The sequence below is a fragment of the Paraburkholderia sp. 2C genome (assembly GCF_054589215.1).
Genome location: NZ_BAAILL010000050.1, coordinates 406,452 through 414,097, shown reverse-complemented (window position 1 = coordinate 414,097; position 7,646 = coordinate 406,452). Strand labels below are relative to the sequence as shown.

7 protein-coding genes are annotated in these 7,646 nt (G+C 65.3%); all 7 read left to right on the top strand.

What is annotated here, in order from left to right; translation table 11 throughout:
- Positions 1-1,896 (top strand): FimV/HubP family polar landmark protein (locus ACYPXD_RS28755; protein ID WP_459719565.1); only part of this gene is annotated, 1,896 nt, incomplete at its 5' end.
- Positions 1,896-2,705, top strand: coding sequence for a tRNA pseudouridine(38-40) synthase TruA (gene truA / locus ACYPXD_RS28750; RefSeq protein ID WP_459719718.1), 810 nt, complete (start codon positions 1,896-1,898; stop codon positions 2,703-2,705). The genes ACYPXD_RS28755 and truA, both read left to right, overlap by 1 nt.
- Positions 2,702-3,448: a phosphoribosylanthranilate isomerase gene (locus ACYPXD_RS28745; RefSeq protein ID WP_459719562.1), complete on the top strand. Its 747-nt coding sequence runs from the start codon at positions 2,702-2,704 to the stop codon at positions 3,446-3,448. The genes truA and ACYPXD_RS28745 overlap by 4 nt, the downstream gene beginning before the upstream one ends.
- A 58-nt stretch (positions 3,449-3,506) precedes the next feature.
- Positions 3,507-4,700, top strand: a complete 1,194-nt coding sequence (trpB, locus tag ACYPXD_RS28740) for a tryptophan synthase subunit beta (protein ID WP_459719558.1) — start codon at positions 3,507-3,509, stop codon at positions 4,698-4,700.
- Positions 4,701-4,711: 11 nt separating this feature from the next.
- Positions 4,712-5,653 (top strand): DNA-methyltransferase, encoded by a 942-nt coding sequence (locus tag ACYPXD_RS28735; protein WP_459719555.1) that lies wholly within the window; start codon positions 4,712-4,714, stop codon positions 5,651-5,653.
- 75 nt (positions 5,654-5,728) lie between these two features.
- A complete protein-coding gene (trpA, locus tag ACYPXD_RS28730) occupies positions 5,729-6,550 on the top strand; it encodes a tryptophan synthase subunit alpha (RefSeq protein ID WP_459719552.1) in 822 nt (273 codons plus the stop codon).
- A gap of 98 nt (positions 6,551-6,648) precedes the next feature.
- A complete protein-coding gene (accD, locus tag ACYPXD_RS28725; protein ID WP_459719548.1) occupies positions 6,649-7,521 on the top strand; it encodes an acetyl-CoA carboxylase, carboxyltransferase subunit beta in 873 nt (290 codons plus the stop codon).
- The last annotated feature ends 125 nt before the right edge of the window (positions 7,522-7,646 follow it).

Sequence of the window (7,646 nt, the reverse complement as noted above, 5' to 3'; positions counted from 1 at the left end):
CATGCGGCGTCGGCGCCGGCGCCGGTAAATGCCACTGCGGCGGCTGCGTCGGCACCGTCGGCGTCCGCTTCTGCGACTGCGCCCGCGTCCGCGCCGGCCACGGGCGCCAGCAGTTCACAGGCTGCCGCGGCGAGCAGCGGCAATGTGTGGTCGGGTTCGATCCAGTCCGCGCCGAGCCAGCCCGCCGCCAGCGCGAGCGGCGCTCAGGCGGCGTCGGCCGGCGCCCCGCAGGGTGCGTCTCAGGCGCGCACCCAGGTTTCGAGTCTTCAGCAATTGCTCGCACTGAAAAACCGCGTGCTGATGGAGCTTCAGAAGCACGGTATCGGCAAGTCGCAGACGGCAAGCGGTGTTGCCGCGACGAACGGTCAGTTGTCCGCGCAGCCCGCGGCAGGCACGGGCGCTTCGGGTGCCGCAAGTGCCCCGGCGGTGGCAGCGCGTCCGCCAGTCGCATCCGCATCGCCGCCACAGTCTGCTCTGACGCTGACGTCGAAGCAGGAATATGTCGGCGCGGCAGCGCTGATTGGCGCGTTGCTGGCCGCGGTGGTCGCGGGTCTCGCGATGCGGCGGCGCAAACGCAATGACGCCTCGCCCGTGCGCGCGCGCAGTGGCTCCGGATTGAGTGCGCCGGACGATGCTGCGCAGTCCGCGCCACCGCCTGCGCCAAACGATGCGTCGCGCAGCGCGGCAAGCGCATACGACGCAATGGCGAAGAGCGGGGAATCCGCCGCGTCGCGTGAGCCGCTGTCGTCGTCAGTCGATGAGGACGATGTGCCGCCGTTGACCGAGCGCGTATTGCCGCCTGCGCAGAGCGGCGTGGCGTCCGGACCGTACGGCACGCCGACGGAGCGACCGGCGGAAGCATCGGTCGCGCTTGATGCCGCTGCGGCGCGCGACCGGCAATCCGACCTGACGCACGAGCCGCAAGCGTTCGATCAGCACGACGATCAGAGCGATGATCGGGCATCGATTATCGAACCGCCCGCTGCGCCGGCCGATGCGATTGCGCGCGAAGCACAACCGGGCGACGAAACCGGAACCGAAGCCGAAGCGGAAGCGGAAGCGGAAGCGCGGGGAATCGAACCGGTTACGCCCGCTGAACGAACCGAGCTAACCGAGCCCACGCCCGAATTGCCGGCCGACGTCGCCACGCCGGCCACTGGCGTGGAGCACGCCGCCGCAGCCGAAGACATCGACAGCATTCCGACACTCGCGGATCCGATACCCGCGGAACCGGCTGCGGCGGCGACCGATACGGCGGCGCAAGCCGAAGCGCACGCAGAGCCTTTCGGCGAACCGCAAGCGTCGCCCGATCGACACGCCGACGAGCCTGCCACTGAAGCGCCCGCAGCGGCCGCGGAACCCGACGAAGCACACGCCGCCGCCGCGCCGCAATTTCCGCGGGCCGCACTCGCCGCGCTGGGCAGCCTCGACATGTCTTTGCCCCCGCGCGCCGCGGATTCTGCCGGAGCGGCGGAATCCGCCGGACCGGTCACGCCACCGGCATCGCTAAGCACACAACCCGTCGTCGAACCCGACATCACCGCGCAGCAAGCCGTACCGCCGAACGAGCCCGAGCCGCCCCGGGTCGGCGAGCAGATCGAAGCGGGCACAGCGGGCCACGGCGCGATCGCCGGCATGGGCGCGGCCAGATACGGCCCGCTCGCGCTCGACTTCGATCTCGAGTTGCCGCCGGGTCCGGCTCAGCCGTTGCCGACTTTCACGCCCGAAGAGCTGGCCCGCATCGCGCGCAACAAGCTCGAACTGGCCGCCGAATACATCGAACTCGGCGACGTCGCCGGCGCACGGACGCTGATCAACGAAGTGATCGAGTCCAACGACGCCGCGACGCGCAACGAAGCGCGCGCGATGCTGTCGACACTCGCGCCGCTGTCGTGATGCGCATTGCACTGGGCGTTCAGTACGACGGCGCGGCATTTTGCGGCTGGCAATCGCAGCCGCACGGCAGGACCGTGCAGGACGAACTCGAGCGCGCGTTGCGCGAATTCGCGCAGACGCCGTTGCAGACAATCGTCGCGGGCCGCACGGACACAGGCGTGCACGGACTCGGCCAGGTGGTCCATTTCGATACTGCGCTCGATCGCGCGGAGTTCTCATGGGTGCGAGGCACGAACGCGTTTCTGCCGTCGACGGTCGCGGTCCAGTGGGCGAAGCCGATGCCGGACACCTTCCACGCGCGTTTTTCGGCCTTCGAGCGCACCTACTACTACGTGCTCTATGTGAACCCGGTGCGCTCGCCGATGCTCTCGGGCCGCGCGGGCTGGATCCACACACCGCTCGAGATCGACGCCATGCGTGAGGCGGCCGCGTGCCTGATCGGTGAGCACGATTTTTCGGCATTCCGCTCGTCGGAGTGTCAGGCAAAGACGCCGGTTAAACACCTGTACCAGATCGATATCCGCCGCGACGGCGACTTCATCCATTTCCGGTTTCGCGCGAACGCGTTCCTGCATCACATGGTGCGTAACCTGATGGGCTGCCTCGTCGCAATCGGGCGCGGGCGTTATCCTGTCGACTGGCTCGCCGAGGTGCTGGCAAGCCGCGACCGCAGCAGCGCGGCGCCGACCTTCATGCCCGACGGGCTTTATCTCGCGCAGGTGGGCTATCCCGAGGCGTTCGCGGTGCCGGCCGCGCCGGTCGGCAGCGTACCGTGGGCTCATGTCTGGAACGACGAATCGCAATCATGAACGCAACTTCTTCGAGCCAGCCGGCGGAAGCCGGCGCTACAAAGGCAACCGCGGGGGCAGCTCCGGAGGCAACCCCGGCCGCTGCCGTTCCGCATCGCACGCGTATCAAGCTGTGCGGCCTGTCGAAGCCGTCGGATATCGACTGGGCGGTCGACCTCGGCGCGGACGCGATCGGCCTCGTGTTCTACCCGCCTAGCCCGCGCGCGCTGAGCATCGCGCAGGCCGTCGAGCTGACGCGCAATGTGCCGCCGTTTCTGTCGGTGGTCGGGCTGTTCGTGAACGCGACACCGGACTGGGTGCGCGACGTCGTCTGCGACGTGCCGCTTTCGCTGTTGCAGTTCCACGGCGACGAGACGCCCGCGCAATGCGAAGCGCTCGCGAGCGTCGCGGGTTTGCCATGGTTGCGCGCCTTGCGCATTGAGCCTGATACTCGGCCGGGCGATTTGGTAAAATCCGCCCTTAACTATTCAGCCGCCAGCGGCCTTCTGTTCGACACACATGTCGAGGGCTATGGCGGCGGCGGGAAGGTTTTCGATTGGTCACTTATTCCAGCAGAGCTCGCGCGTCGGGCCGTTTTGAGTGGTGGGTTGAACGCGCAAAACGTCGGTGAAGCGATACGTCGCGTGCGCCCGTACGCGGTCGATGTCTCGAGCGGCATCGAAGTCGTGGGTGCGAAGGGCGTGAAAGATCACGCCCGGATGGCGGCGTTCGTACACGCGGTCAGACAAGCGGACGCTGGATGATTCAGGCCGCGCAGGCGTTCACATTACGCCGGCCCGGCAAACTGAAAAGAGTGACGAAATGTACAACTTACCTGATGAACGAGGCCATTTCGGCCAATATGGCGGCGTGTTCGTCGCTGAAACGCTCATGCATGCGCTCGATGAACTGCGCACCGCTTATGAGAAATCTCAAACTGACCCGGACTTCATCGCCGAATATCAGCGCGAACTGAAGCACTTCGTCGGTCGTCCTTCCCCCGTGTATCACGCCCAGCGCTGGAGCGAACTGCTCGGCGGCGCGCAGATCTATCTGAAGCGTGAAGATCTCAACCATACCGGCGCCCACAAGGTGAACAACGTGATCGGCCAGGCGCTGCTCGCGAAGCGCATGGGCAAGCCGCGCGTGATCGCGGAAACGGGCGCGGGTCAGCACGGCGTCGCCACCGCGACGATCGCCGCGCGCTTCGGCATGGAATGCGTGGTCTATATGGGCGTCGAAGACGTGCATCGGCAGGCCGCGAACGTCTACCGCATGAAGCTGCTCGGCGCGACCGTGGTGCCCGTCGAATCGGGCTCGCGCACGCTGAAAGACGCGCTCAACGAAGCGATGCGCGATTGGGTCACTAACGTCGAAAACACGTTCTATATCATCGGCACGGTGGCGGGCCCGCACCCGTATCCGATGATGGTGCGCGACTTCCAGCGCGTGATCGGCGACGAATGCAAGGTGCAGATGCCCGAACTGGTCGGCCGTCAGCCGGATGCCGTGATTGCGTGCATTGGCGGCGGATCGAATGCGATGGGCATCTTTTACCCGTATATCGAAGACAAATCGGTGCAACTGATCGGCGTTGAAGCGGCCGGCGACGGTATCGACACGGGCCGTCACGCGGCATCGCTGACGGGCGGCACGCCGGGCGTGCTGCACGGCAACCGCACGTACCTGCTGCAGGACGAAAACGGTCAGATCATCGAAACGCATTCGATCTCGGCCGGCCTCGATTACCCGGGCGTGGGCCCCGAGCACGCGTGGCTCAAGGACAGCGGCCGCGCGCAATACGTCGCGATCACCGATGAAGACGCGCTCAAGGCGTTCCACGACTGCTGCCGCATCGAAGGGATCATCCCCGCGCTCGAATCGAGCCATGCGCTGGCGTATGCGACGAAGCTCGCGCCGACGCTGCCGAAGGACAAGGTCCTGCTGGTCAACCTGTCGGGCCGTGGCGACAAGGACATGCACACGGTCGCCGAGCGATCGGGTATCAAGTTCTGAGCGCCGCGGCGATGCGCGACGAGTTCGAGGAACCGCAGCCAGCGCTCGATACGGCCGCGGCAGAGGCAGGGCAAGCCGCGCAACCGGTCGCGGAACGACCGGTTGCTCAGGGCGCCGTACCAGCCGCTACACCGGCCGCCATGCCGGCCACCGCGCCGGCGGTGCTGTTGCCGGTGCCGGCTGCAATCGAACTTCACAACCGCGACTTCCTGACCGATGCGGCGAACTTGCCGGACCAGTCGATCGACCTGATCCTCGCCGATCCGCCGTATGGGCTCGGCAAGGACTACGGCAACGACTCCGACATGCGTTCGGGCGACGCGTTTCTCGCCTGGACGCGCGAGTGGCTCGAGCTGGCTATTCCGAAGCTCAAGCCGACCGGTTCGCTCTATATCTTCTGCACGTGGCAGTACGCGCCCGAGATCTTCTGCTTTCTGAAGACAAAACTCACGATGGTCAACGAAATCATCTGGGACCGGCGCGTACCGAGCATGGGCGGCACGACGCGGCGTTTCACGTCGGTGCACGACAACATCGGTCTGTTCGCGGTTTCGAAGGACTACTACTTCGATCTCGATCCCGTCCGTATCCCGTACGATGCAGTCACGAAGAAGGCGCGTTCGCGCAAGTTGTTCGAAGGCAGCAAGTGGCTGGAGATGGGCTACAACCCGAAAGACGTGTGGTCGGTGTCGCGCCTGCATCGGCAGCATGCCGAACGGGTCGATCATCCGACGCAAAAACCGTTGGAAATCGTCGAGCGGATGGTGCTCGCGAGCTGCCCGCCGGGCGGCCGCGTGCTCGATCCATTTATGGGCAGCGGCACCACGGCAGTGGCTTGCGCGCGTCAGCAGCGTCAGTTCGTCGGCTATGAGATCAATGAAAGTTACTGCGCGATAGCGCGAGAACGCGTCAGTTTGGCGGCGGCTTCCGTGGATTCGGTGGCGCCGGCTTGACCGCCGAAGCCAACCGCTCCTCGACAGCAGCCAAACCAGACCAGCGCGCAGTCAATCGACTTCGAGAAAATCAACATGTCCCGAATCAACCAGACATTCGCGGCACTCGCCGCACAGAAGCGCAAAGGCCTGATCCCGTTCATCACCGCGGGCGATCCCGATCCCAAGCGCACCGTCGAATTCATGCACGCGCTCGTTGCAGGCGGCGCGGACGTCATCGAGCTCGGCGTGCCGTTTTCGGACCCGATGGCGGACGGCCCGGTCATTCAGCGTTCGTCGGAGCGCGCGCTGGCGAAAGGCGTGACGCTGCGCGACGTGCTGGCCGACGTCAAGCGCTTCCGTGAGAAAGACGACAAAACGCCGATCGTCCTGATGGGCTACGCGAACCCCATCGAACGCGTCGGCGCCGATGCATTCGCAAAAGTCGCCGTCGAGGCGGGCGTGGACGGCGTACTCGTCGTCGACTATCCGCCCGAGGAATGCGCGCCGTTCGCCGAAAAAATGAAGGCGGCCGGCATCGATCCGATCTTCCTGCTCGCGCCGACCTCGACCGACGAGCGCATCGCCGCGGTCGGCCGCGTGGCGAGCGGCTACGTCTATTACGTGTCGCTAAAAGGCGTGACCGGTGCGGCGCATCTGGACGTTCTTGATATTGCAGGTAAAATCCCGGCCATCAAGTCGCGGGTAGCGCTTCCGGTTGGGGTCGGATTCGGCATCCGCGATGCGCAGTCGGCGCGTGCAGTGGCGGAAGTCTCCGATGCAGTCGTGATCGGCAGCCGGATCGTCAATCTGCTCGAAGATGCGGCTCCCGAGGCCGCCGCCGAGTCGCTGACCCGGTTTATCAGGGAAATCCGTCAGGCAATCGATTCGATTGGTGCGGGCGCCCGCACAGCCTGATCCGCGAATCGATCAACATCAGAAACAAGGCGATCGGTAGGCGTTTTGCGCGCACGGCGCGTGAAGTAGCGCATACCGATGGCCCGGAGAAAATCAATATGAGCTGGCTCGACAAATTGCTGCCGCCCAAAATCAAGCAAACCGATCCGAAAAGCCGCAAGGGCATTCCGGAAGGACTGTGGATCAAATGCCCGTCGTGCGAAGCGGTGCTCTACCGCAACGACGTCGAGGCGAATCTGCACGTCTGCCCGAAGTGCGATCACCATATGCGGATCGGCGCGCGCGAGCGGCTCGATGCGTTGCTCGATGCGGAAGGCCGCTATGAAATCGGTCAGGAAATCCTGCCGGTCGACGCGCTCAAGTTCAAGGACAGCCGCAAGTATCCGGACCGTCTGAAAGAAGCGATCGACGAAACCGACGAAACCGACGCGATGGTGGTGATGGGCGGCGCGATTCATACGCTGCCCGTGGTCGTCGCGTGCTTCGAGTTCTCGTTTATGGGCGGCTCGATGGGCTCGGTGGTCGGCGAGCGTTTCGCGCGCGGCGCGCAGAACGCGCTCGAGCAGCAGGTGCCGTTTATCTGTTTCACCGCTTCGGGCGGCGCGCGGATGCAGGAAAGCCTGCTGTCGCTGATGCAGATGGCGAAGACCACCGCGATGCTGACGCGCCTCGCCGAAGCGAAGCTGCCGTTTATCTCGGTGCTGACCGATCCGACCATGGGCGGCGTGTCGGCGAGCTTCGCCTTCCTCGGCGACGTCGTGATCGCCGAACCGAAAGCGCTGATCGGCTTTGCGGGCCCGCGCGTGATCGAGCAGACCGTGCGCGAAAAGTTGCCGGAAGGGTTCCAGCGCGCCGAATTCCTGCTGCAGAAGGGGGCGATCGACATGATCGTCGACCGCCGCAAGCTGCGCGAGGAAATCGCGCAGCTGATGGCGCTGCTGACGCGTCAGCCGGCGGACGCGGTCGCTTAACGACCAACGACTCACGAAGACACATCGCATCGCATCGCGTTGCCGCTGTCGCGCGCGATGAAGATGAAAAGACAACGCGCCGCGAGCAACGAGCAAGCGGCGCGTTGTCGTTTCCGGGATAATTG

Excerpts from the sequence above, each read along its gene's own strand:
- truA (WP_459719718.1), top strand. The coding sequence starts at position 1,896 with ATGCGCATTGCACTGGGCGTTCAGTACGACGGCGCGGCATTTTGCGGC.
- ACYPXD_RS28745 (WP_459719562.1), top strand. The coding sequence starts at position 2,702 with ATGAACGCAACTTCTTCGAGCCAGCCGGCGGAAGCCGGCGCTACAAAG.
- trpB (WP_459719558.1), top strand. The coding sequence starts at position 3,507 with ATGTACAACTTACCTGATGAACGAGGCCATTTCGGCCAATATGGCGGC.
- ACYPXD_RS28735 (WP_459719555.1), top strand. The coding sequence starts at position 4,712 with ATGCGCGACGAGTTCGAGGAACCGCAGCCAGCGCTCGATACGGCCGCG.
- trpA (WP_459719552.1), top strand. The coding sequence starts at position 5,729 with ATGTCCCGAATCAACCAGACATTCGCGGCACTCGCCGCACAGAAGCGC.
- accD (WP_459719548.1), top strand. The coding sequence starts at position 6,649 with ATGAGCTGGCTCGACAAATTGCTGCCGCCCAAAATCAAGCAAACCGAT.